At 59.2% G+C, this 23,355-nt stretch carries 23 protein-coding genes; 16 read left to right on the top strand and 7 right to left on the bottom strand.

The annotated features are described in order from the left end of the window. Positions 1–88 precede the first annotated feature (88 nt). The 13 genes from E2F43_RS13645 to E2F43_RS13585 all read left to right on the top strand — a co-directional run bounded on the left by E2F43_RS13645 (position 89) and on the right by E2F43_RS13585 (position 11,413). Positions 89–1,309 (top strand): argininosuccinate synthase, encoded by a 1,221-nt coding sequence (locus E2F43_RS13645; protein ID WP_133213596.1) that lies wholly within the window; start codon positions 89–91, stop codon positions 1,307–1,309. Between the two features lie 44 nt (positions 1,310–1,353). Further along, positions 1,354–1,674, top strand: coding sequence for a CE1 family esterase (locus tag E2F43_RS13640; protein WP_238946921.1), 321 nt, complete (start codon positions 1,354–1,356; stop codon positions 1,672–1,674). Positions 1,675–1,800: 126 nt separating this feature from the next. Continuing rightward, on the top strand, positions 1,801–1,944 hold the full coding sequence (napE, locus tag E2F43_RS13635) for a periplasmic nitrate reductase, NapE protein (protein WP_238946920.1): 144 nt from the start codon (positions 1,801–1,803) through the stop codon (positions 1,942–1,944). A 3-nt stretch (positions 1,945–1,947) separates the two neighbouring features. Beyond that, positions 1,948–2,262: a chaperone NapD gene (locus E2F43_RS13630; RefSeq protein WP_133213592.1), complete on the top strand. Its 315-nt coding sequence runs from the start codon at positions 1,948–1,950 to the stop codon at positions 2,260–2,262. After that, positions 2,259–4,745, top strand: a complete 2,487-nt coding sequence (gene napA, locus E2F43_RS13625) for a nitrate reductase catalytic subunit NapA (RefSeq protein ID WP_133213590.1) — start codon at positions 2,259–2,261, stop codon at positions 4,743–4,745. Before E2F43_RS13630 ends, napA begins: the two co-directional genes overlap by 4 nt. Before the next feature lie 11 nt (positions 4,746–4,756). Further along, positions 4,757–5,203 carry a nitrate reductase cytochrome c-type subunit gene (locus E2F43_RS13620; protein ID WP_133213588.1) on the top strand — a complete coding sequence of 149 codons (447 nt, stop codon included), beginning with the start codon at positions 4,757–4,759 and terminating at the stop codon, positions 5,201–5,203. A gap of 11 nt (positions 5,204–5,214) precedes the next feature. Then, entirely contained in the window at positions 5,215–5,805 is a 591-nt protein-coding gene (locus tag E2F43_RS13615) for a cytochrome c3 family protein (RefSeq protein ID WP_133213586.1), read from the top strand. 74 nt (positions 5,806–5,879) lie between these two features. Next, complete coding sequence (locus tag E2F43_RS13610; protein WP_133213584.1) at positions 5,880–6,317, top strand: RrF2 family transcriptional regulator; 438 nt, start codon at positions 5,880–5,882, stop codon at positions 6,315–6,317. A gap of 213 nt (positions 6,318–6,530) precedes the next feature. Next, positions 6,531–6,983 (top strand): c-type cytochrome, encoded by a 453-nt coding sequence (locus E2F43_RS13605; RefSeq protein ID WP_133213582.1) that lies wholly within the window; start codon positions 6,531–6,533, stop codon positions 6,981–6,983. A 59-nt stretch (positions 6,984–7,042) separates the two neighbouring features. Then, entirely contained in the window at positions 7,043–8,374 is a 1,332-nt protein-coding gene (locus E2F43_RS13600) for a cbb3-type cytochrome c oxidase subunit I (RefSeq protein WP_133213580.1), read from the top strand. Positions 8,375–8,385: 11 nt separating this feature from the next. Further along, positions 8,386–9,204, top strand: a complete 819-nt coding sequence (locus E2F43_RS13595) for a CbbQ/NirQ/NorQ/GpvN family protein (RefSeq protein ID WP_133213578.1) — start codon at positions 8,386–8,388, stop codon at positions 9,202–9,204. A 12-nt stretch (positions 9,205–9,216) separates the two neighbouring features. Then, positions 9,217–11,154 carry a nitric oxide reductase activation protein NorD gene (locus E2F43_RS13590; protein WP_133213576.1) on the top strand — a complete coding sequence of 646 codons (1,938 nt, stop codon included), beginning with the start codon at positions 9,217–9,219 and terminating at the stop codon, positions 11,152–11,154. Positions 11,155–11,164: 10 nt separating this feature from the next. Next, a complete protein-coding gene (locus E2F43_RS13585; RefSeq protein WP_133213574.1) occupies positions 11,165–11,413 on the top strand; it encodes a hypothetical protein in 249 nt (82 codons plus the stop codon). A 51-nt stretch (positions 11,414–11,464) separates the two neighbouring features. Here the strand turns inward: E2F43_RS13585 and E2F43_RS13580 are convergent, their stop codons facing one another. The 4 genes from E2F43_RS13580 to E2F43_RS13565 form a co-directional block, all read right to left on the bottom strand. Next, positions 11,465–11,737, bottom strand: coding sequence for a cytochrome C oxidase subunit IV family protein (locus E2F43_RS13580; protein ID WP_165954318.1), 273 nt, complete (start codon positions 11,735–11,737; stop codon positions 11,465–11,467). Between the two features lie 44 nt (positions 11,738–11,781). Then, entirely contained in the window at positions 11,782–12,285 is a 504-nt protein-coding gene (locus E2F43_RS13575) for a cytochrome c oxidase subunit 3 family protein (RefSeq protein WP_133213570.1), read from the bottom strand. Between the two features lie 56 nt (positions 12,286–12,341). Beyond that, on the bottom strand, positions 12,342–12,773 hold the full coding sequence (locus E2F43_RS13570; RefSeq protein ID WP_133213568.1) for a DUF4870 family protein: 432 nt from the start codon (positions 12,771–12,773) through the stop codon (positions 12,342–12,344). Positions 12,774–12,916: 143 nt separating this feature from the next. After that, positions 12,917–13,324, bottom strand: coding sequence for a hypothetical protein (locus E2F43_RS13565; protein WP_133213566.1), 408 nt, complete (start codon positions 13,322–13,324; stop codon positions 12,917–12,919). A gap of 99 nt (positions 13,325–13,423) precedes the next feature. On the opposite strand from E2F43_RS13565, the gene E2F43_RS13560 reads away from it, so the two are divergent. Both E2F43_RS13560 and E2F43_RS13555 read left to right on the top strand, forming a co-directional pair. Continuing rightward, entirely contained in the window at positions 13,424–14,932 is a 1,509-nt protein-coding gene (locus tag E2F43_RS13560; RefSeq protein ID WP_133213564.1) for a 4Fe-4S binding protein, read from the top strand. Positions 14,933–15,038: 106 nt separating this feature from the next. Then, a complete protein-coding gene (locus tag E2F43_RS13555) occupies positions 15,039–16,769 on the top strand; it encodes a cytochrome D1 domain-containing protein (protein ID WP_275259681.1) in 1,731 nt (576 codons plus the stop codon). A gap of 189 nt (positions 16,770–16,958) precedes the next feature. On the opposite strand, the gene E2F43_RS13550 is transcribed toward E2F43_RS13555, so the two are convergent. Both E2F43_RS13550 and E2F43_RS13545 read right to left on the bottom strand, forming a co-directional pair. After that, positions 16,959–19,019 carry a TonB-dependent receptor plug domain-containing protein gene (locus tag E2F43_RS13550; RefSeq protein WP_238946919.1) on the bottom strand — a complete coding sequence of 687 codons (2,061 nt, stop codon included), beginning with the start codon at positions 19,017–19,019 and terminating at the stop codon, positions 16,959–16,961. Positions 19,020–19,160: 141 nt separating this feature from the next. Next, complete coding sequence (locus E2F43_RS13545) at positions 19,161–19,742, bottom strand: helix-turn-helix domain-containing protein (RefSeq protein ID WP_133213560.1); 582 nt, start codon at positions 19,740–19,742, stop codon at positions 19,161–19,163. 104 nt (positions 19,743–19,846) lie between these two features. Between E2F43_RS13545 and E2F43_RS13540 the strand changes: the two genes are divergently transcribed. Beyond that, positions 19,847–20,212 (top strand): VOC family protein, encoded by a 366-nt coding sequence (locus E2F43_RS13540; RefSeq protein ID WP_133213558.1) that lies wholly within the window; start codon positions 19,847–19,849, stop codon positions 20,210–20,212. Between the two features lie 45 nt (positions 20,213–20,257). On the opposite strand, the gene E2F43_RS13535 is transcribed toward E2F43_RS13540, so the two are convergent. Next, on the bottom strand, positions 20,258–23,350 hold the full coding sequence (locus E2F43_RS13535) for an error-prone DNA polymerase (RefSeq protein ID WP_133213556.1): 3,093 nt from the start codon (positions 23,348–23,350) through the stop codon (positions 20,258–20,260). Between the last annotated feature and the right edge of the window lie 5 nt (positions 23,351–23,355).

Raw genomic sequence — 23,355 nt, 5'->3', positions numbered from 1 at the left:
TGTTATTGGCGTGATCTGTAACGGTGAATTTAGCACTCGCTTCCAGTAGAATGGCGGCCTTTTTCATCAGATATCAATGGAGCGAACCATGTCAGACGTGAATAAGGTCGTATTGGCGTATTCCGGCGGCCTCGACACCTCGGTCATCGTGGCCTGGCTGCAGGACACCTACAACTGTGAGGTGGTCACCTTCACCGCCGACATCGGCCAGGGCGAAGAGGTAGAACCGGCCCGGGCCAAGGCTGAGGCCATGGGCGTCAAGGAAATCTATATCGACGACCTGCGCGAGGAATTCGTCCGCGATTACGTCTTCCCCATGTTTCGCGCCAATACCGTGTACGAGGGCGAATACCTGCTGGGGACCTCCATCGCCCGTCCGCTGATTGCCAAGCGCCTGATTGAAATCGCCAACGAGACCGGCGCCGACGCCATCTCCCATGGCGCGACCGGCAAGGGCAACGACCAGGTGCGCTTCGAACTGGGCGCCTACGCCCTCAAGCCCGGCATCCGGGTTATCGCCCCCTGGCGCGAGTGGGACCTGGGCTCCCGCGAGTCGCTGATGAACTACTGTGCCGAGCGCAACATCCCCGTCGATTTTGCCAACGCCAAGAAAAAATCGCCCTATTCCATGGATGCCAACCTGCTGCACATCTCCTACGAGGGTGATTTGCTGGAGGACCCTTGGGCCGAGCCCGAGGAAGACATGTGGCGCTGGAGCGTCAGCCCGGAGGCTGCGCCCGACGAGCCCGGCTACATCGAGCTGACCTTTGAACAGGGCGATATCGTGGCCATCGACGGTGAGGCCATGAGCCCCGCCACCGTGCTGGAAACCCTCAACAAGGTTGGCGGCGCCCACGGCATTGGCCGCGACGATATCGTCGAGAACCGCTATGTGGGCATGAAATCCCGTGGCTGCTACGAAACCCCGGGCGGCACCATCATGCTCAAGGCCCACCGGGCCATGGAGTCACTGACCCTGGACCGGGAGGTGACCCACCTCAAGGACGAACTGATGCCGCGCTACGCCAAGCTGATTTACAACGGCTACTGGTGGAGCCCCGAACGCAAGATGCTGCAGGCGGCCATCGACGAGTCGCAGCAGGTGGTCAACGGCGTGGTCAGGCTCAAGCTGTACAAGGGCAATGTCATTGTCGCCGGACGCAAGTCGGAGGATAGCCTGTTCGACGAGAGCATCGCTACCTTCGAGGAAGATGCGGGCGCCTACGACCAGGCAGACGCCGAGGGCTTTATCAAGCTCAATGCCCTGCGGATGCGCATCGCCGCCAACAAGGGGCGCAACCTGCTGTAACGTAGCGTGGTTAACAGACGCCGGCATGCGGCGGGCGACCTTCTATGGGTTCGAAGTCCGGGCCGAGCGCCACGGTTTTTGTGGTCGCCTACCCGGATGGGTTCGACAATCACTGGAACGGGTGTCGCAAGTCGGCATCCTATACCGCCAACACCCGCGGGATAGACGATGTCGGCTTCACCCGGGCTCTGGTGGCCAGGCTGTCCGCTGACTATGGGGTGGACCCCGGGCGGGTGCACTTGGGCGGATTTTCCAACGGTGGGAACATGGTCTATCGCCTGGCGCTGGAGGCGCCCGAGCTGATAGCCGGGGGCCTGGCGCTTTTTCAGCGAGCGGATCTGACTCCGCTCACCATTTCCCGGTGAATTTGAGCCCGATCAGCCATTGCCCATAAATTTCCTCGAAAGGCCGCTCAAGGCCATTGCCACTGAGCCAGAGCCATCTATACTGTGTTTGTGCCCTGAATAATTCATGTCTAAATGGGGATTACGGTGCAAGAAGTCGATAAGAAAACCGAATTTCGTTCCTTTCTGTTGCTGGCGTTTTTGCTGGCCCCGGCCATTACTATCGCCATCGTTGGCGGTTACGGGTTTATCGTCTGGATCAGCCAGATGATTTTTGGTCCCCCGGGGTAAGTCATGCGCCTGACGAGACGGGCCCTGCTCAGGGCCGACATCTCCGGTGGAATTCACATTTCCAGCCTGGTCGTGCATTGCCGGCCCGATGCCATCGAATCGGTTATCCCTGCCATCGAGGGGCTTCCTGATGCCAGCGTTCCCGAACACAGCAAGGAAGGTAAGCTGGTGGTGCTGCTGGAGACCACCAGTGAAAGTGCAGTCATGCAACGTATCAGCGCGGTGGAGGCGCTGACCGGGGTAATCAGCGTTGCCCTGGTGTATCACCAGATAGACGACGAACAGGAATCCGAACAAGAGACGGAGAGCAGCACATGAGCACTACGCGTAGAGACTTTATTCGCGCCAACGCGATTGCCATGGCCGCCGCAGCAGCGGGCATCAGCACCAACGCTCAGGCGACCAACATTATTACCTCCGACACCCAGTTGAAGTGGTCAAAGGCGGCCTGCCGTTTCTGCGGCACCGGTTGCAGTATCAATGTGGCCACGCGGGACAACAGGGTGGTGGCCACCCACGGCGACATCAATTCGCCGGTCAATCGCGGTCTGGCCTGCATCAAGGGCTACTTCCTGGCGAAGATCCTTTACGGCGAGGACCGCCTGCGCCAGCCACTACTGCGCAAGAAGAACGGCAAGTATGACAAGGAAGGCGAGTTCACCCCGGTGAGTTGGGATGAGGCTTTCGATGTCATGGAAGAGAAGTTCAAAAAAGCGCTCAAGGAGAAAGGGCCACGCGGTGTCGGCATGTTCGGTTCTGGCCAGTGGACCGTGTGGGAGGGCTATGCCGCCTCCAAACTGATGAAGGCCGGTTTCCTGTCCAATAATATTGATCCCAACGCCCGCCACTGCATGGCCTCTGCAGTGGCGGGCTTCATGCGTACGTTTGGCATCGACGAGCCCATGGGCTGTTACGACGACATGGAAAATGCCGACGCGTTTGTGCTTTGGGGCTCCAATATGGCGGAGATGCATCCCATATTGTGGACCCGCATTACCGATCGTCGCCTCAGCAATCCCGGTGTGAAGGTCGCCGTGCTGTCAACCTTTGAACACCGCTCCTTCGAACTGGCGGATATGCCCCTCATTTTTACTCCCCAGAGCGACCTGGCGATCCTGAACTACATTGCCAATTACATTATTCGTGAAGGCAAGGTCAACAAGGATTTCGTTGGCAAACACGTAAACTTCCGCAAGGGAGTGACCGACATCGGTTATGGCCTGCGTCCAGAACACCCGCTGGAGCAGCAGGCCGCCAATCCCGGCGCGGGTGGCTCCGAAGAGATCAGTTTCGACGAATTCGCAAAATTTGTGGCTGATTACGATGAAAAATACGTCTCGGAACTTTGCGGTATTAGCCCTGAGCGGCTGCAGGCGCTGGCCGAACTGTATGCCGACCCCGACACCAAAGTCATGTCACTCTGGACCATGGGTGTCAATCAGCACACCCGGGGCGTGTGGGTGAACAACATGCTTTATAACGTACATTTGCTCACCGGCAAGATTTCCGAGCCGGGTAACAGCCCGTTCTCCCTGACTGGTCAGCCCTCAGCCTGCGGCACCGCGCGCGAGGTCGGTACTTTCTCCCACCGCCTGCCGGCGGACATGGTGGTAACCAATCCCAAGCACCGCGAAATTTCAGAGAAGTACTGGAAGCTGCCTGAAGGTATCCTGCCTGACTGGGTGGGTTCCCATGCGGTGAAGCAGAATCGCGATCTCAAGGACGGCAAGATCAATGCCTACTGGGTGCAGGTGAATAACAATGTGCAGGCGGCGCCCAACCTCAATGAAGAAACGCTGCCGGGTTATCGCAATCCAGACAACTTTATCGTGGTGTCCGACGCCTATCCGACCGTGACCGCCCAGGCCGCCGACCTGATTTTGCCCACGGCCATGTGGGTGGAAAAAGAGGGCGCCTACGGTAATGCCGAGCGCCGCACCCAGTTCTGGCACCAGATGGTCGATGCCCCCGGAGAGGCGCGCTCAGATCTCTGGCAGTTGGTGGAATTTTCCAAGCGCTTCACCACCGATGAGGTATGGCCGGCAGAAGTGCTCGCAGCCAACCCCGAGTACAGGGGTAAGACCTTGTACGAAGTGCTTTACCGCAATGGACAGGTTGATCAATACCCCAACTCGGATATTGAGGAGGGCTATCGCAACCACGAGTCGGAGGACTTTGGCTTCTACCTGCAAAAAGGCCTGTTCGAGGAATATGCCATGTTTGGTCGCGGTAAAGCCCACGACCTGGATGACTTCGATGTTTACCACCAGGTGCGCGGCAAGCGCTGGCCGGTGGTTGATGGCAAGGAAACCCTGTGGCGTTTCCGTGAAGGCTCCGATCCCTATGTGGCGGAGGGCAAGGGCTTCGAGTTTTACGGTAAACCCGACGGCAAGGCGGTGATCTTTGCCCTGCCTTACGAGCCGCCAGCGGAGTCGCCGGACGAGGAATACGACCTGTGGCTCTCGACCGGGCGGGTGCTGGAACACTGGCACTCCGGCTCGATGACCCGCCGGGTCCCGGAACTGCACAAGGCCGTGCCACATGCGTTGGTGTATATGCACCCGGAGGATGCGCGAAAGCGCAAACTGCGGCGTGGGGATGAGGTCAAGGTGGTTTCCCGGCGTGGAGAGATCCGTACCCGGGTGGAAACGCGTGGCCGCAACAAGCCGCCAGAAGGGCTGGTGTTTGTGCCCTGGTTCGATTCCAGTCAGTTGATCAACAAGGTGACCCTGGATGCGACCGATCCGCTTTCCAAGGAAACTGATTACAAAAAGTGTGCCGTCAAGATCGTCAAGGCATAGGAGGAGACGCGATGAAAACAAAGTTGACCGCAAGCCTGCTCCTGGCCCTGGCGTTTTCCGTCGGAGCCCTGTCCCAGAACATCGCAACCACACGGGATGCCGCGATCAATATCGAGCCGGATCCGCCCAAGATCCCCCGGGTGGATAACAGCGATGTCAAACGCAAGCGCGCCTACCCGATGCAGCCACCAACGATTCCCCACAAAATCGACAATTACCAGGTCGATCTGAACGCCAATAAGTGCATGTCCTGTCACAGTCGGCGCCAGACGCCCGATAGCCAGGCACCCATGGTCAGCGTTACCCATTACATGGACCGGGATGGTAATTTCCTGGCAGATATCTCTTCCCGGCGTTACTTCTGTAACCAGTGCCACGTGGTGCAACTGGATGTAAAGCCGCAGCTGAACAATGAGTTCGTGGATATTGATGAATTGCTGCGTTCGGCGCGGGACTGAGGAGCAAGCCGTTGAAAGAAACCATCAAGCGCTACTGGCAGGCTATCTCAACCCCCAGCAAATACTACAGCCTGGGTTTTCTTACCCTTGGCGGGTTTATCATGGGGATTATGTTCTGGGGCGGCTTTAATACCGCCATGGAATTCACCAATACTGAGGCCTTCTGTACCGGCTGCCACGAAATGCGTGAAAACGTATACGAAGAGCTGCAGTCTACCATTCACTTCACCAATCGCTCCGGTGTGCGTGCCAAGTGTTCCGATTGCCACGTACCCCACGACTGGACCGACAAGATCGCCCGCAAGATGCAGGCCTCCAAAGAGGTCTGGGGCAAGATTTTCGGCACCATCAATACGCGCGAAAAGTTTCTGGCCAAGCGTCGGGAACTGGCTGAACACGAATGGGCCCGGCTCAAGGCCAATGACTCGCTCGAGTGTCGCAACTGTCACGACTTTGAGTACATGGACTTCACCTGGCAGAGTACTCGGGCTGCCAATCAGCATTCCACGGCCCTGGCCAGTGGAGAGAAAACCTGTATAGATTGCCACAAGGGTATTGCCCACCAGTTGCCTGACATGTCCGGCGTGGAAGGCTGGGATTGAGCTGAGTCGTTTATAACAAGTAGACAAGTTGCATGTTATGCTAGGCTAAGCGCTGCTGATATCCTGGAGGTACTATGCGCCTGACAACTTTCACCGACTATTCTATTCGGGTGCTGGCCTTCGTAGCGACCAAAGATGAGGGCAAATCGACCATTCAGGAGATCGCCCACCGCTACGGCATCTCCAGAAATCACCTGATGAAGGTCGTGCAGGAGTTGCACCAGAAGGGCTATCTGGTCGCAACCCGTGGCAAGAACGGCGGGTTGAGCCTGAGTAGGCCTCCCGAGGAGATCAATTTAGGCGCCCTGGTCCGTGACGTGGAGAAGGACTTCAATCTCGCTGAGTGCCTGGGTGCCAACAACAGCTGTGTTATCACCCCGGTCTGCGGCTTGCGCCCGGTGCTGGCCAGTGCACTAGATGCGTTCTTCAATGTGCTTGACCAGCATACCCTTGCCGACATTTTTCGAGGCACCGATAAAGCGAGCCTTGCGCAATTATTGCGGATCAGTTGAAACGGCTTTGCCCTGCAAAATCGTTGTGGATTGACGAGATCCTGAATTTTAATCTCTGGCCATGTCTGCGGCCTTGCCCAAGAGTGATGTGGTGCAAGAAATCAAAAGAATATTGCTACCGATCAATATAATGCATATTATTTGCATGTTATAGTTTGCCTGGTCTTAATAAGACAGTCGAAACACCAACAACGACAAGTGGGGGGAAGCTCAATGTCTGATGTGCTTACGAGGTCCGCGGCGCGGAATATCTTCTATGGCGGATCGTTATTCTTTTTCATACTTTTTGCCGGACTCACGGCGCATACCCACTGGTACATGGTCACGACCTCTACCGATAGCGAAGCGCTGACTGACAGCGTCAAGCGGGGCAAGCACGTGTGGGAGGAAAACAGCTGCATCAACTGCCACAGCATTCTCGGAGAGGGTGCGTATTTCGCTCCCGAGCTGGGCAATGTGTGGACGCGATACGGTGGACGCGAAAATGCCGAGACAGCTCGGGCCGGTCTGAAAGGCTGGATACGGGCGCAGCCGCTAAATGTTCCCGGTCGTCGTGTCATGCCCAAATTCGATCTGGACGAGGAAGAGCTTGATGCGCTAATCGATTTTTTGCAGTGGACTGACTCGATCGATACACAGGATTGGCCGCCAACACCGGCAGGGTAATGCTCGACAGACTGGGCACCAGACCTTACGCGAAAGATTACTGTTAAAGGGGTTTAACAATGAAATATGAAACACAGCGGGTGGCTTATCCGTTCTTTGCCGTGGCCATGGCACTGTTTGCTCTGCAGGTTGTGTTCGGGATTATGGCAGCGACGGTTTATGTCATGCCCGAATTTCTCGCCGAAGCCATGCCGTTTCACATCATGCGCATGAGCCATACCAATCTGCTGGTTGTCTGGCTACTAATGGGCTTCATGGGTTGTACTTATTACCTGATGCCCGAGGAGGCAGAGCAGGAAATTCACAGCCCGATGATCGCCTATATCCAGCTGGCGATTTTTGCGGTTGCCGGCGCCGGCGCCCTGCTCAGCTACCAGCTGGGTATTCACGAGGGCCGGGAGTTTCTTGAACAGCCACTGTGGTCCAAGATATTAATCACCATTTCCTTCCTGATGTTCCTGTACAACACCAGCATGACCCTGCTCAAGGGTCGCAAGACGGCCATAAACCTGGTGCTGATGCTGGGCCTTTGGCTGGCTGCGGTATTCTGGCTTTTTGCCTTCTTCAACCCCAGCAATCTCGCGGTGGACAAGCTGTACTGGTGGTGGGTGGTTCACCTGTGGGTTGAGGGCGTCTGGGAGTTGATCATGGCGTCATTGCTGGCATACCTGCTGATCAAGATGACCGGCGTTGACCGGGAAGTTATCGAGAAATGGCTCTACGTTATTATCGGCCTGGCGCTGTTCTCCGGGTTACTGGGTACCGGGCACCACTATTACTGGATTGGTGCCCCCGGATACTGGCAGCCGCTGTCCAGTATCTTCTCTACCCTGGAGGTGCTGCCTTTCTTCGCCATGGTGATGTTTGCATTCTTCATGTTCTGGAAAGGGCGTCGTAATCACCCCAATAAGAGTGCCATGCTGTGGACACTGGGTAGTGCGACTTTAGCGTTCTTCGGTGCCGGAGTATGGGGTTTCATGCACACCCTGTCCTTCATCAACTACTATACTCACGGCACCCAGGTGACAGCCGCGCACGGCCACCTGGCCTTCTTTGGCGCCTACGTGATGATGGTACTGGCGGTAATCACCTATGCCATGCCCCAGTTGCGCCGTGCGCAGCCTTACAATCAGGTGACCAACATGTGGAGTTTCTGGTTGATGACATCGGCCATGTGTTTCATGACTTTCACTCTCACCTTCGCAGGTGTCGTGCAAACCCACCTGCAAAGGGTAATGGGCATGAACTACATGGAGGTCCAGGACCAGTTGCAGCTGTTTTACTTCATGCGCCTGGGCGCTGGCGTCGTGGTCGCGATAGCCGCGGTGACCTTCTTCATCTCAATTTTCGGGCCGGTGAAAGAACAGGCTCCGGCAACCGCTGAGGCTTGAGGATCAAGACCATGGATGTAGCGGCCACAGTTGACCAGCAAAGTCAGCAGGACGTGCCATTTTATGAGCCGGTGGGCAATGAGTGTGAGCTGTTTGAGCACGCTTTTCGCCAGCACCTGCCCTTCCTGCTGAAGGGGCCCACTGGCTGCGGTAAAACCCGTTTTGTCAGCCATATGGCTGCCAGGCTGGGCCGTCCTCTGTACACGGTTTCCTGTCATGATGACCTCACCGCCGCCGACCTGACAGGTCGCTACCTGCTGCAGGGCGGCGAGACCCGGTGGGTCGACGGTCCGTTGACCCGGGCGGTCCGCGAGGGTGGTATCTGCTATCTGGACGAGGTGGTGGAAGCGCGCAAGGACGTGACCGTGGTGCTGCACCCGTTGACTGATGACCGGCGCCTGTTGCCGCTGGAGCGTACCGGCGAACTGCTGGAGGCGCCCGACGACTTCATGTTGGTCGTGTCCTATAACCCCGGCTACCAGCACATTCTCAAGTCCCTCAAACCCAGCACCCGGCAGCGCTTTGTCGCCATGAGCTTTGATTTCCCGCCGCCCGCGGTTGAGCGGGATATTGTAGCCGCCGAAAGCGGTTTGCCAGCACAGCAATGCGCTGCATTGATTAACCTGGCGGCGCGGTTACGGGCGATGAAGGGGCAGGACCTGGAGGAGGGTGTATCTACCCGCTTGCTCATTTACTGCGCCACCCTGATGGTAAATGGCGTGTCGGCTACCCAGGCTGCGCAGGCGACCCTGGTGGAGCCGCTGAGCGACGATGCCGACGTGCAGGAAGGCCTGATGGAAGCCATTCGCGCGACATTCGGCGAAGACTGACGATTTACAGTTATGCTTGAGTGGTTGGAGTTCGAGGAAAATGTGGGCCGTTTCTGGCACCGCTGGGTCTCCTCACACACCACAAGTTTTCCCAATCACCCGGGGTCGGCGGTAACGCTGGAAAGTCTGTCCGCTCCCCTGGCTGTGTTTTTTCGCGCCGGCGGTGGACCCGGAGGGGTCGCAGTGTCCTCGATTGCAGCGCAGGCCTCCTCGCATCGGCTCAGCCTGCGCCAGCGATTTGGCCTGGATGAGGAACTGCTGGACCTGGCCCGGCTGGATGAAGAAAACCTGCTGCTGCCCCCGCAGATCGCCCTGTTTGAAGACGCCGCGCTGAATCGAGACCTCTACTTCTGGCTGGCGGCCATGTTGGCCGCCATGCGTCCCACCCGTGAATTCAAGGACCCGCTGCGGCAGAATCTCAGCGCGCTTCGCCAGGTGCTTGCCGCAACCGAGGCGGCTCTGGCCGGCTTTCCCGGCTTGCGTGGCCGCTATGAGCGTTTGCGCAGTGAAATGCTGTCGATGCGGCCGCCGCGCTCCCTGCCACCTGCCGAGGGCGCGCTGGAAGAGGTCATTTGCCACCTGCTGGGAGCCCGGCAGCCCCTGTCTGAGCAGGCCTGTGAATATCTTCAAGCAGTGCTGGAGCCCGAGCTCAGTCTGCGCCCTTTTCGTGCGGCTGCCGGTTACCGCCAGCCCTTACCCGTACCCCTGTGGGCCAATCTCAGTCACCTGGGAACTTCTGTTTGTGCCGACGAAGAAGAACCGGAGGAGGCAGATACGCCGGCGCCGGCCCAGGAGCAAATCCGCGACAAGCGCAAGGCCGAGCGCCGCCGGCAGGATCAGTCGGAGCGGGATGATCCGCTGGTCTTCAACCGCTTCGAGAAAATCCTGTCCTTTGCCGAAATGGTCAATGTCAATCGCCTGGTTGATGATGAGGAGGATGAGAACGCCAAGAGCAACGCCGAGCAAATGGACGAGATTACCCTTAGCCCCAATCAGCAGCGTGCCGCTTCGCAATTGAAGATTGATCTCGACCTTGCTCCCGGCGGCGCCGGGGGAGAAGTCCTGCAGGGGGAGCACACCTACCCGGAGTGGAACTACCGAAAACAGTGCGACCAGCCCGGGCACTGCCGGGTGCTCAGCAGCGTGCATGAGGAGGAGGGCAGCTATACCGAAGCCGATGCGCAAACCCGCCGCCGTATCAGGCGGGTTCGTCAGCAGTTTGAAGCACTGCGCCCCAAGCGGGAATGGCTGCGCGGCCAGGTAGATGGCAATGAACTGGACATGGACGCGGTTGTGCGAGCCCAGTGCGATATCGCTGCTGTGGGTGAAAGCAGTACTGGTCTTTATATGTCCTCTCGGGAACAGGCCAGAGACCTGGCCATTTCCATCCTGATCGACGTGTCCCTGTCTACCGACGCCTGGGTGGAGGACCGCCGGGTGATCGATATCGAGAAAGAAGCCTTGCTGGTGCTGGCCAATGGCCTGGCCACCTGCGGCGATGACTACAGTATCCACAGTTTTACCTCACACCGGCGTCACCGGGTATGGGTCAAGACACTCAAGTCCTTTGACGAGCCCATGAGCGACACCACCGAGCGGCGTATCGCCGCACTGAAGCCCGGACATTACACCCGCATGGGTGCGGCGATTCGCCATGCCGCAGCGCAGCTGAGCCTGCGCCCCAACCGGCACCGGTTGCTGCTGGTGCTTACCGACGGTAAGCCCAATGACAGTGATTATTACGAGGGGCGCTATGGTATCGAGGATACACGGCGGGCGATTAATGATGCCCGGCGCCAGGAGTTAAAAGTGTTTGGCGTTACCATCGACCGCGACGCCCAGGATTACATCGGCCAGTTGTTTGGCCGGGGCGGCTACGCCATGGTGCACAAGCCGGAGCACCTGGCCCAGGCATTGCCGGGAATCTACCGGCAGATTATCTGCAACTAATGAAATCGCAATGCAATCCAGGACAGGCGTTGTGAACCGCGGTGTCGTTGCACTGGTAACGGGAGTGCTGTTGTGCGCGCTGGTTATGACGCCGTTTGTGCTGGTTATCAAATACTATGACTGGGGCGTCGGGCTGGTATTTGTTTCGCCACTGGTAATCTGGCTGCTGCTGCGTGTGGGTAAAGCCCTGGAGCGCTGGTCGCGCAATGAGTCTTCAAGCCTGCCTCCTGACCCGGACTATCCCGAGGACCCGCTCTAATCCTGCGGTGAAATGGCTTATTCGGTAGATCGGGGTGTTACCAGCGGAGGCTTAGACAAGGCCGCGCAGCGACGCCCAGTAGGCTGCCCAGACGACGACCATCACCACCCATACCAGGGCCAGAAAACTGCCGCGCCAGCCGGCGCTGGAAACACGTAAGTTGAGATAGACCAATAGTATTTGCTGCACTTTGTAAGCGGCGCCCAGCAACACCAGGGTGAATCCCCACACTGGCAGCGAGCTCTGCCGTGATACGGGATCCAGTTGCGCTGACCACATGGCCAGTAGCGTTAACGCCACCAGCGTCAGCCAGGTTGTGAACAATCGCCTGGCTGCTGGCCGGCCGGTTTCCAAAAAAGCTTTTCTCATCAGCGCAGCAGGTACAGCAGGGGATACAGCATGACCCAGATCAGGTCGACCATGTGCCAAAAGGCGGTAGAGGTTTCAAGGTTTTGTAGCGACGTTTTCCAGTAGGCCAGGGCCAGCAGTCCCAGGCCGAAGATGACGTGGGCCAGGTGGAATGCCGTGAGCAAATAGTAGTAGCTGAAAAAGTTGCTGGTCTCCGGCGTCAGCCCCATCGCGATTTTGGCAGCGTACTCCAGTAGCTTGACCACGCAGAATGCCAAGCCCAATAACATGGTGAGCGCCAGCCAGCGGCGGCAGCGCAATACATCACCGAGCGTAATGGCCTGAACCGCCAGCGCGGCAAACAGCCCGCTGGTCAGCAACAGCAGCGTGTTGACGCCTCCCAGAACCGGGTCCAACTGCATCTGGCCGGCATTGAACAGTGTCGGGTCCAGTGACCGCTGCCAGGCAAAAAGGACGAAAAACGCCGAGAAAACCAGCAGTTCGCTAAGGATTAAAATCCACATCAGCGGGTTTCCAGGGAGGCTGGATAGCGGTCCCCACTCGTCCTGCTCCAGCGTGGTCACAGGCCAAACAACCAGCTTTTGGGTGCGTCAACAGGCCGGTTGGAGGTAAGCCGGTGTATACCTACGGCGCAACGGGCCATCATCCAGGCCAGGCCAGCAGTAAAAAACAGGTAGCCGAAAGCCCAGGCGTATACAGGGGAAAGCTGCAGTTGCCCCGGTAGTTGCCACAGCAACAGCGACAGGGCGGCGAAGGTGACGCCCAGCCAGAAGGTCCGGATCTGGAATACCAGGTGGGTGTCCAGCCACGGCGCACTGCGCCCCCTGCGAACATGCGCGATAATCGCGCCCAATGGTGCGGTGACAACGGCCATGATGCTGCCAATGTACAGCCCGTAAATGACCATCACATAGCCACGGCCTGGGGTGTCTTTGCCCTGGTTTTCCACTGCTTCTCCGGTATTGGCCGTTACTTCTGTAGCTGATTGCATAACTGTATCCGTTAAGTGTTGCTTTCTCTTGCCCGCTGAAATTCCAGTGCATGGATAGCATTCGGAGTAAATGCTGTCAAATGAGGTATATAATATGCGTTTTATGGTGAGAGAACAATCAGGCAGGCACCTTTGTGCCAGTCTCAATGCCAGGGCGTCTCAGCGGCGAATCCAGTCTCGCGGGCGGACGCAGAGTCTGCCTGGTCTGGCAATGCCAGGCATTCACCGGAGGCCCGAATAATGTGCTGCAGTTGCGGGCAATCACTCCTGGTAGCTGCGGCCGTGGCTGCTTGGTAATCGGGACAGTTGGCGGCGCCGGGTTCGCCGGGGGGCTGGTGTATAGCGGCGCACAATTGCAGCACCCGGGACAAAGCGGGAGGGGGCGGGCAGTCCCCGGCAGCGAGGGCGAGCCAACTCGCGGGGCAGTCGATTCCCCAGTGAGCTTCCAGTTGGGTGGCGCTGACCGGAATGCGTTCATTGACCGCATCGCTATCATCGGCCCCATAAAGAAAGCCGGGAATGATCAACGTAAGGGTCAGCCAGTAGTGCATGCCCTATCAAAACCCGGTTGCGCTTGGCCTGGGTTGATACAGATCAACAGTATCCCGTTCTGGCGGGGCTAGCATGAAGTCTTAATCGAACGCTGCGGCATGACTATGGTGCAAAAGAAACTCGTCCTGATAATTGTTCTGGTCCTGGTCAGTACACCGCTGTTCGCTGCGTCCCCCAGTCTGGACCAGGTAAAGCAGGTATTTCCACAGGCGCAGGCAGTGACCGAGGTGGCAGATGCTCCCGGCGTGGTTGCGGTTGCCCGCGGGGGCAATGCTCTGGGCTACGCCTACACCACCGGCATCCTGGCTCCCATATCCGCCTATTCCGGAAAGCCGGTGAACACCCTGGTGGGCGTGGATACCCAGGGGGTCATTTCCGGTATAAAGATACTGGAGCACCAAGAGCCCATTCTGGTTATTGGCGTGTCCACCGCAGATCTGGATGAGTTTACGTCCCAGTTTGTCGGCAAGCGGGTCGACGATCGAATTCGAGTCGGCGCCAGGGGCCGGGAAGGCTATGTTGGAGTGGACGGTATTAGCGGGGCCACGATCACTACCATGGTGATTACCTCGTCGATCAACAAGGCATCGCTGCAGCTACTGCCGATTTTATTAGCCCAAACCGGCGAGGTTCCTGTCGCGAGCACCAGTCCCCCTGCGGCTGGCGACGGCGGCAGTGAGAGCCCCGAATGGGTGCTACTGTGGTTGGACAGGGCACTGGAGTTGTGGGTTCTGGGCCTGGCTTTGCTATTGCTGCTGATAATTTTGTTCTTCCAGGACTGGCTGGTCAGGCACACCGTACTGTTTCATCGCCTGCGGGTCGCATACCTGCTGTTTACGGTGTTTTTTATCGGCTTTTATTGTTCAGCACAGTTATCGGTGATCAACCTGCTGGCCTTTTTCCATAGCCTGGCCAGTGGCTTTAGTTGGGACACACTGCTGATCGAGCCGCTGATATTTGTCCTCTGGGCCTTTGTCGCGGTGAGTATTCTGCTGTGGGGTCGGGGTGTGTACTGCGGCTGGTTGTGTCCTTTTGGCGCGGCCCAGGACCTGATCAGCAAGTTAGCCAACCGCCTCGGCTTTGCCGGCCTGCGCCTGCCAAACATGGTTCACGAACGCCTGTGGGCGATTAAGTATTTTATCCTGATCGCCCTGGTCGGGCTGTCACTCGACTCCATGGTGACCGCTGCCAAGCTAGCGGAGGTCGAACCCTTCAAGACGACCTTTATCCTGCGATTTGATCGCGAGCCGGGCTTTGTGATCTACGCGGTGGCGCTGCTTGCTCTTTCAGCGCTGAACAGCAAGTTCTACTGCAAGTACCTGTGCCCGTTGGGCGCCGGGTTGAGCTTTGTCACCGGGTTTAGGGTGTTCGATTGGTTGCGGCGGCGACGTGAGTGCGGCAAGCCCTGTGAGGCCTGCGAACACCAGTGCCAGATTGCGGCGATCAAACCGACCGGCGAGATTAATGACCGTGAATGTCATTACTGCCTTGAGTGCCAGGTGACCTACTGGGACGAAGAGCGCTGCCCGCCCATGGTTGAACAACGCAAGAAGCGCGAGCGACGCCAGGCCAAATCGGCTCCACAAGTGATCGCGGTAGATTCCTGAGCGAATCACTAGGTTTTGTTGATGTGCGTCAAGGCAGTTTGGGCTGAGCGTAATAGTCTTGTTACATAGGGTGCCATATCGGCGCCTGGCACGTAGGGGAACTGCAATGAAAATGTTATCAACAACCTGGCCCAGGGTACTGCCGATAGCAGCTGCACTGGCTTTTTCTGCCGGACTTGCCCACAGCGACGACAAGGCTGACCACCCGGGTGTTTCTCCGGGGGAGATGGCGTACAAGGGGGCGCCGACCGATGCCGGCGACTTGACCCGGGTTATCACGCCCGGCGCACCGGACATGACCCAGGCGGAATTCGACATGGCGACCAAGCTCTACTTTGAGCGCTGCGCGGGCTGCCATGGTGTTCTGCGCAAGGGCGCAACGGGCAAGCCGCTGACGCCCGACATCACCCAGGAGCGCGGCACGGATTTCCTCAAGATCCTGATCAACTACGGCAGCCCGGCGGGTATGCCCAACTGGGGAACCTCCGGCGACTTCAGTGAAGAACAAATCGATGTCATGGCGCGTTTCCTGCAGCATGAGCCGCCCCAGCCTCCCGAGTGGGGTATGGCGGAAATGAAGGAGACCTGGAAAGTCCTGGTTGCCGAAAAGGATCGCCCCAAAAAGCCACAGCACAAGTATGACATCGACAATATCTTCTCGGTCACCCTGCGTGACTCCGGTGAGGTGGCGTTGATCGACGGTGACAGCAAGGACATCATCGCCATTCTCAAGACCGGCTACGCGGTGCATATTTCCCGTGCATCACACACCGGGCGCTATGTTTACACCATTGGCCGTGACGCCAAGGTCGACATGATCGACATGTACATGAACCCGCCGCAGGTGGTTGCCACTATCAAGATAGGCCTCGAAGCCCGTTCGGTGGAAACCTCCAAGTACAAGGGTTACGAGGACAAGATCGCGATCGCGGGTGCCTACTGGCCGCCCCAGTACGTGCTGATGGATGGCGCTACACTGGAGCCGAGGAAGATTGTCTCTACACGTGGCTACACCGTGGACACCCAGGAGTATCACCCTGAACCGCGCGTTGCAGCGATTGTGGCCTCTCATGAGCACCCGGAGTTTATCGTCAACGTGAAAGAAACCGGCAAGATACTGCTGGTGAACTACAGCGACATGGACGCACTTAACGTGACCACCCTGGAGGCTGCACGCTTCCTGCACGACGGTGGCTGGGACGCCTCCAAGCGCTACTTCCTGACCGCCGCCAACCAGTCGGACAAGATTGCAGTGGTGGATGCCAAGGACAGGGAAATCGAGGCTCTGGTTGATGTCACCAAGATCCCGCACCCGGGACGTGGCGCCAATATCAACGACCCCAAGTACGGGCCGGTGTGGGTGACCTCGGCGTTGGGTAATGAGAACATGACCTTTATTGGTACCGACCCCGACAAGCACCCGCAGTACGCCTGGAAAGTGGTGCGGACCCTGAAGGCCCAGGGTGGTGGCTCGCTGTTCGTCAAGACTCACCCCAAGTCGAATAACCTGTGGGTAGATAACACCCTGCACCCTGACGCCAAAGTGAGCCAGAGTGTGGCGGTGTACGACATCAACAACCTCGAGGGGGGCTACGAAGTGCTGCCCATCGCCGAGTGGGCAGATGTGGGCGAAGGTCCCGCGCGGGTTGTCCAGCCGGAGTACAACTCCGCTGGTGATGAAGTCTGGTTCTCGGTGTGGAATGGCCAGGAGCAGGTATCGGCCATCGTGGTGGTGGATGACAAGACTCGCAAGTTGAAGAAGGTCATCAAGGACAAGCGGCTGATTACCCCCACCGGCAAGTTCAACGTCTACAATACCCGTAAAGACGTCTACTAACAGGCCTGGGCCTGAACTGGAACCGGCGCAAAAGCGCCGGTTTTTTTATGCCTGGGATAACTGCAGTGGGTGAGGCCAGCGCCTGAACTGGCACCGACGCAACAGCGCTGTTTCTGTTGCCTGTGGGTAACCGCAGTGAGTGAGGCCAGCCCGAATCCTGTGGATCCGGGCTGGGAGTGGCAGGGAGGGTTAGAAGTTGAAGGTGAACTTGGCCTGCAGGCTGCGCTCTGCGCCGTACAGGTTTTCAGTTGAGGGGATGTAGCTCTTGTCGGCGAGGTTGAGCAGGTTCAGGGTGAACTGGTGCTGCTGCCTGGCGCCGAAGGCCAGTCCTGTTGCCAGGTTGATGGTTGCCCAGCCAACCTTGTCCTCGAGGACGTCGCGGGAACTGCCGGGCTCCTTCAGCGAGGATTCGGACTCACCGCGCAGGTAGATGTCTGCCCATGTTGACTGCATGGACAGCAGGTTGCCCTCCCAACGCAGGCCCAGACGGCCGCTGATCTGGGGTATACCGGTGTCCCAGGTGCTGAAGTCGTCGTACTCGTTCTTGCGTTGCATCCAGGTGAGGTTGCTGTAGGGTTGCAGGCCCCAGTCCGCTATCGCATAGGCCATGTAAAGCTCAATGCCATGAGCCTGTGATTCGCCAATATTGCGATAAACGCGGTCCCGCGATCCAGGGCACTGATCCTCGGCGGTACAGGGCAGGTGATGTATGTAATCTTCCGATGTTGTGTAGAACACGGTGGCATCGACCACCAGCGCCTCGGTCTGGACCCTCAGCCCGGTTTCATAGTTGACAGAAACTTCCGGGGCCAGGTCTGCGCTGGGATTCACATAGCGTGATCCCGCATACGCCCCTGTCGCCAGTTGCATCAATGAGGGATAGACATACCCCTCGGAGACATTGGCTCGCAGTCTGACCGTGTCACTGAATTCCCAGACCAGACCTGCCGCGCCGATCAGTTCCTGGTCGTCATCCAGCTTCCCCGGAGTCAGGCTTTCCCGATCGCTGTAGCTCAGCTCACCTTCAACGAAATACTGCCGTAGGCCCGCAGTCAGAGTAAGGCTGGGGCTTAGCTGCCACTGATCCTGGGCGAACAGCGCCCAGGTTTCGATGTCGGCTATATCGCGGAGGGTTTCCGTGCCGGTAACGGCGATCGGGGTCCAGGAGAGAGTGTCCACGTCGCGAACCTGGTCCACCTCGTCGTAGACGTACTGGAGACCGGCAATCAATTGATGCTCGCCCAGGGGTTGAAAGTTGAACTGCAGCAGGGCGCCGTCAGTGGTGAGATCACCGCGGGTATTGATGTCACGCTGGTACCACACGGTTTCAGTAAAGGTGTAAAAATGGCGGTCGTTGACCTGGCGAAAGGCATTGGCCTGCACACTCTGCAGCCAGTTGTTGTCCACCTCCCAATCGTAGAAAAAGCCGTGCTTTTCCCGGTCGCGTCGGGGTACGTCAATGTAAAAATCGGTCAGCGGGAAGCTGGTCTTGAGCTCTTCTTCTACGTAGACATTGGTGGCCGATTCGTAGTTTTCATAGGTATATTCCAGCCGCTGGTTACCCCAGGTCCGGCCGGCGTACGCATACAGATTCTGGTTGTCGAAGGCCGTATTCTCCATCTCGCCCTCGGGGGTCGCACGATTTTCGTGGTCGCTTTCGGAGTAGGCAATGCGGTACTCGAAGCCATCGACATTACCGAAGAGGCTACCAAACGCGTTATAACCGGAGGTGGCGCTGTTGTAACCCGCGGAGAACGTCGCCTGCAGTGGCTGGGTACCGCCCTTGCGGGTGAGGAAATTGACCACGCCACTGAGTGCGCGTGACCCGTAGAGCACCGCACCGGACCCCCGGACCACCTCAATTCTTTCGACCATAGAGGGATGCAGGGTAAGCGGAGTTCCCACCTCATGGTGATCCGTGACGTCCTGGTTGTTAATCAGGATTGCCGTGCGCCTCGATTCCTCACCCCGCAGGCGCACTCTTGCCAGCCCGGGCTGGCCTGAGTCGGTGACCTGCAGACCGGGAATATCGCGCATTATTTCCGCCAGTGTCGGCGCGGTGGCACGGTCCAACTGCTGTTTGGTAACCAGACTGAGTGAAGCGGGGCTATCGAAGGCCCGTTGTTCTATTCGGTTCGCGGTAACCATAACTTCTTCCAGTGACTGGCCGGTGGCTTTCAGGGCCATCAAGGCGGATGCGGCACTCACCGCCGCCGTTATGGCACGTAAACAACATTGGTTTGAAGGCATACTCTTTCCCCTGTATTTAGCGCACATTCTAGAAAACCCTCAGGGGTTTACGTTGATCTGGCGCAGTAATTCAGCAGGTGAGCACCACTGGCGGCAAAATAGCCGGGTCGGCATGGCGGTGCTGATGACCCGGCAATCCAATCAGCGGTTGCCGCCGGTGGGATAGGGCAGGGGCAGTACGATGCTGAGCGCCCTGGAGTCGCCGCGGCCCGTGTTGCGGTAACCGTGCTTCTGGTCCCCGGGAAAGGCCAGCACATCTCCTTGATCGACGCTCCAGTGCTGGCCTGCTACCGACACGGTCACCTGTCCCGCCAGTCCAACGAGGTATTCCTTGGTTCCCTGCAGGTGGGGTTTCCCCGCCATCGACGCGCCGCTGGCAAACTCCATCCGGTCTATCTCGATACCGCGCACCTTGTCCGGCATCAGCTTGTGCACCCTGACCTTGCCGGCGCTGTGCGTCTTTACCGGTACCTGGTCTTTTTTCAGCAGGCTGCAGTCGCTGCGAGGCCGCGACAGCAGTTCCTCTATTCCCACGCCCAGTGCCGCCGCCAGTTTGCACAGGTTGGTCAGTGACGGGTTGCCTCCCCCGGATTCCATGTGGGTGAGGGTTGAGCGGGGAATGCCCGCTTTCGCCGCCAGCTTTTCCTGGCTGAGCTCGCTGCGCTTGCGCAGCGCAACAATGTTGTCCGCCAGGTGTGCGGACACGTGTTCCAGATCAGACACGCTGTTCTCCTCTTGGCTTTTTGTCAGAATATTAGCAGTAATGACGATATATTGCTGGAAAGGCGTATTCTCAAACCGTGGCTAACCAACAAGGAGGAGCAGTCATGAGAATTGAACACGCCAATATTACGGTTAACAACGTCGAGGCCAGTGTCGCCTTTTACCTGCAGCTGATGGGCGGCAGGGTGCGCTGGGAGGGCACCAACAGCAGTGGCCGCCGGGCGGCGCATATCGGTGACGACCGTACCTATCTGTCACTGTTCGAAGCCGCTAATACCAGCCGGGCACCGGAGGACTACAGTGTGACCGGGTTCAACCACCTGGGATTTGAAGTGGATGACCTCGCCGCCTACCGTGAGACCCTGCTGGCTATGGGGGTGGAGATAAAGGGTGAGGAAGACTACGAGCCGGGACGGCGGCTGTATTTCTACGATCCCGATGGCATCGAAATAGAGCTGGTGGAGTATTGAAGGGCGGTGGACCGATTGCAACCCACTTCAGGGCGGCGCTGGCGCTCAATGGAAATCGCGGGATGTAAGCCGCAGGTTGTCCAGCTCGCCGGTGTAATCGTAGAGTGCGCCGGCAATCACGTGGGTGACGTTGTCTTTGGTTTCCACGATGCCGGTGACCAGCAGCAGCTGGGCTGACATCAGCGCCTGGCGAAAATGCTGCTGGGTGCGCTGCCACACCACCACGTTGCTGTTGCCGGTTTCATCCTCCAGGGTCAGGAACAGGACGCCGGAGGCGCTGCCCGGGCGCTGGCGGCAGGTGACCAGTCCGGCGATGCGCACAAAACGGTTGTTGCCGATGTGGGGCAGGTCCACCTGGCGCTTGCAGCGGTTGAAGGGGGGCCTGTCCCGGAGCAGGCTCATGGGATGGGCGCGCAGGGTGAGGCCGGTGGCCCGGTAGTCGGACAATACTTCCTCGGCGACCCCCGGTGCCGGTAGCTGCACCTCATCGTCAAAATACCGGGCGCCCTGGAACTGTTCGTCCTGCAGCAGCGGACGGGCCTCCTCCAGGGCCATGATCTGCCACTGGGACTGGTGGCGGTGGCCGCTCAGGGAGGCGAGGGCATCGGCATCGGCCAGGGCCTCCATGTCGCGCTTGTCCAGCTGCGCCCTCCGGCGCAGGTCGCTGACCTGGCGAAAGGGCGCCCGCTGCCTGGCCTCCACCACGCGCTGGGCGCCCTCCCGGCTCAGGCCCTTAACCAGGCGCAGGCCCAGGCGAATGGGCTTGTTGCGGCTGCCCGGATGATCCAGCAACTGGTGGTCCCAATCGCTCTGGTTGACGTCTATCGGCAGGGCGCTAACGCCGTGGCGGCGGGCGTCCTGCAGCAGTTGCGAGGGGCTGTAAAAGCCCATGGGCTGGCTGTTGAGCAGGCCGGCGAAAAACGCCGCCGGGTGATGGCGCTTGAGCCAGGACGACACATAGGCCAGCAGGGCGAAGCTGGCGGAGTGGGATTCGGGAAAACCGTAACCGGCAAAGCCCTTGATCTGGTCGAACAGGCGCCGGGCAAAGTCGGCGTCGTAGCCCCGTTCAATCATCCCCCGGGTGAGTTTCTGCTCGAAGCTGAGCAATTTACTGTTGCGACCCCAGTTGGCGATGGCCCGGCGTAACTGGTCGGCCTCGCCGCCGGAGAACCCCGCCGCCACCATGGCCAGGCGGATGACCTGTTCCTGGAAAATGGGCACCCCGAGGGTGCTCTCCAGCACCGACCGGATCGCCTCCGAGGGGTAGGTGACCGCTTCCAGCCCCTGCTTGCGGCGCAAGTAGGGGTGCACCATGTCGCCCTGGATCGGCCCCGGGCGGACGATGGCGATCTCGATCACCAGGTCGTAAAAGCACTGCGGCTTGAGCCGCGGCAGCATGGACATCTGCGCCCGGGACTCGATCTGGAAGACACCGACGGTGTCGGCCTTTTGCAGCATCTGATAGGTGGCGGCATCCTCCCTGGGTATGTCGCTGATAGTGGCGATGGCCGGGTGGTAGCGGTTGACCATTTGCAGGCTTTTTCTGATCGCCGACAGCATGCCCAGGGCGAGGATATCCACTTTCAGCAGGCCCAGGGCCTCGATGTCTTCCTTGTCCCACTGGATGACCGTGCGCTCGGCCATGCTGGCGTTCTCCACCGGCACCAGGGTGGAAATGGGGCTGCGGGTGATCACGAAGCCGCCCACGTGCTGGGACAGGTGGCGGGGGAAGCCCAGTATCTGCTGTACCAGGTGATAGAACAGCTCCGCCTGCTGGCTGTGCCCGGCCACGCCCTGTTCTTCAAATCGCCTGGACAGGTCGGCAGTGCGGTCCCACCAGGCCAGGGATTTGGCCAGGTCGTCGACGAATACCGGGTCCAGCCCCAGGGCCTTGCCCACGTCGCGCACCGCGCTGCGCGAGCGGTAGGTGATGAGGGTGGCGGCCAGCGCCGCGCGCTTGCGGGAGTACTTGCGGTAAATGTACTGGATGACTTCTTCCCGGCGCTCGTGCTCGAAGTCCACGTCGATATCCGGGGGCTCGTCCCGCTCTTTGGAAATAAAGCGCTCGAACAGCAGCGAGATCTGCTCCGGCGATACCTCGGTAATGCCCAGGCAGTAGCACACCACCGAGTTGGCGGCGGAGCCCCGGCCCTGGCAGAGAATGCCGCGGCCGCGGGCGAAATCGACGATGTCATACACAGTGAGAAAGTAGTACTCGTAGTGCAGTTCCTCGATCAGCTGCAGCTCCCGCTCGATGCGCTGCTGTATCCCGGCGGGAACGCCCCCGGGCCAGCGCCGGGCGCTGCCCTGCTCCACCAGCAGGCGCAGGTAGCTGCTGGCGTCGTGACCCTCGGGCACCACTTCCTTTGGGTATTCGTAGCGCAACTCGTCCAGGCTGAATGTGCACAGGGCGGCGATGCGCAGCGACTCGGCCAGCAGGCCGGAAGGGTAAAGCCGGCCGATATGTTCCAGTGAGCGCAGGTGCTGCTGGCTGTTGCCCAGCCGCCGCCGGCCCAGCTGGGGAATGCTGGTGTTGTGATACAGGGCGGTAAACACATCGTGCAGGGGCTTGCGGGCCGCCGCGTGCATGCGCACATCGCCGCAGGCCACCATGGGTATGTCCAGTTCCGCCGCCAGCTCGCCGGCCTGCTGGAAGTGCCGGCCCTCGTCGTTGCCCAGCAGGTGACTGACCCCCAGCCACAGCCGCCCCCTGCACAGGCGTGCCAGCTGCTTGCCGTAGGCGCGGTCGTGCTCACCCCGGCCCCGGGGCAGCCAGATCAGCAGGCAGCGCTTGAGGTGGAAGATCACATCGCGAATGCCGGCCCGGTACTCCCCCTTGGGGCTGCGCCGCCGGGCCATGCTGATCAGCCCGGACAGCTCGCTGTAGGCCGCCCGGCTGGGGGCCAGCGCCACCAGGCGAATACCTTCTTCCAGCACGAACTCGCTGCCCACAATCAGCTGCAGGCCCACTTCCTTTGCCGCCACATGGGCCTTGACGATACCGGCCAGCGAGCACTCGTCGGTAATGGCCAGGGCCCGGTAACCCAGCGCGGCGGCCCGCTCCACCAGCTCATGGGGGTGGGAAGCGCCGCGCAGGAAGCTGTAGCAGCTGAGGCAGTGGAGTTCGGCGTAAGGCATGGCGT

The organism is Seongchinamella unica (assembly GCF_004354085.1).
Lineage (GTDB): Bacteria > Pseudomonadota > Gammaproteobacteria > Pseudomonadales > Halieaceae > Halioglobus > Halioglobus unicus.
The sequence above is the reverse complement of the archived record's forward strand: the minus strand, read 5'-3'. Positions and strand labels throughout refer to the sequence as shown.

Coding starts and splice junctions, on each gene's coding strand:
- E2F43_RS13555 (WP_275259681.1), top strand. CDS start 15,039: ATGAAAATGTTATCAACAACCTGGCCCAGGGTACTGCCGATAGCAGCT.
- E2F43_RS13610 (WP_133213584.1), top strand. CDS start 5,880: ATGCGCCTGACAACTTTCACCGACTATTCTATTCGGGTGCTGGCCTTC.
- E2F43_RS13550 (WP_238946919.1), bottom strand. CDS start 19,019: ATGCCTTCAAACCAATGTTGTTTACGTGCCATAACGGCGGCGGTGAGT.
- E2F43_RS13645 (WP_133213596.1), top strand. CDS start 89: ATGTCAGACGTGAATAAGGTCGTATTGGCGTATTCCGGCGGCCTCGAC.
- E2F43_RS13640 (WP_238946921.1), top strand. CDS start 1,354: ATGGGTTCGAAGTCCGGGCCGAGCGCCACGGTTTTTGTGGTCGCCTAC.
- E2F43_RS13570 (WP_133213568.1), bottom strand. CDS start 12,773: ATGCAATCAGCTACAGAAGTAACGGCCAATACCGGAGAAGCAGTGGAA.
- E2F43_RS13605 (WP_133213582.1), top strand. CDS start 6,531: ATGTCTGATGTGCTTACGAGGTCCGCGGCGCGGAATATCTTCTATGGC.
- E2F43_RS13630 (WP_133213592.1), top strand. CDS start 1,948: ATGCGCCTGACGAGACGGGCCCTGCTCAGGGCCGACATCTCCGGTGGA.
- E2F43_RS13620 (WP_133213588.1), top strand. CDS start 4,757: ATGAAAACAAAGTTGACCGCAAGCCTGCTCCTGGCCCTGGCGTTTTCC.
- E2F43_RS13575 (WP_133213570.1), bottom strand. CDS start 12,285: ATGTGGATTTTAATCCTTAGCGAACTGCTGGTTTTCTCGGCGTTTTTC.
- E2F43_RS13590 (WP_133213576.1), top strand. CDS start 9,217: ATGCTTGAGTGGTTGGAGTTCGAGGAAAATGTGGGCCGTTTCTGGCAC.
- E2F43_RS13595 (WP_133213578.1), top strand. CDS start 8,386: ATGGATGTAGCGGCCACAGTTGACCAGCAAAGTCAGCAGGACGTGCCA.
- E2F43_RS13535 (WP_133213556.1), bottom strand. CDS start 23,350: ATGCCTTACGCCGAACTCCACTGCCTCAGCTGCTACAGCTTCCTGCGC.
- E2F43_RS13560 (WP_133213564.1), top strand. CDS start 13,424: ATGACTATGGTGCAAAAGAAACTCGTCCTGATAATTGTTCTGGTCCTG.
- E2F43_RS13565 (WP_133213566.1), bottom strand. CDS start 13,324: ATGCACTACTGGCTGACCCTTACGTTGATCATTCCCGGCTTTCTTTAT.
- E2F43_RS13585 (WP_133213574.1), top strand. CDS start 11,165: ATGCAATCCAGGACAGGCGTTGTGAACCGCGGTGTCGTTGCACTGGTA.
- E2F43_RS13540 (WP_133213558.1), top strand. CDS start 19,847: ATGAGAATTGAACACGCCAATATTACGGTTAACAACGTCGAGGCCAGT.
- napA (WP_133213590.1), top strand. CDS start 2,259: ATGAGCACTACGCGTAGAGACTTTATTCGCGCCAACGCGATTGCCATG.
- E2F43_RS13600 (WP_133213580.1), top strand. CDS start 7,043: ATGAAATATGAAACACAGCGGGTGGCTTATCCGTTCTTTGCCGTGGCC.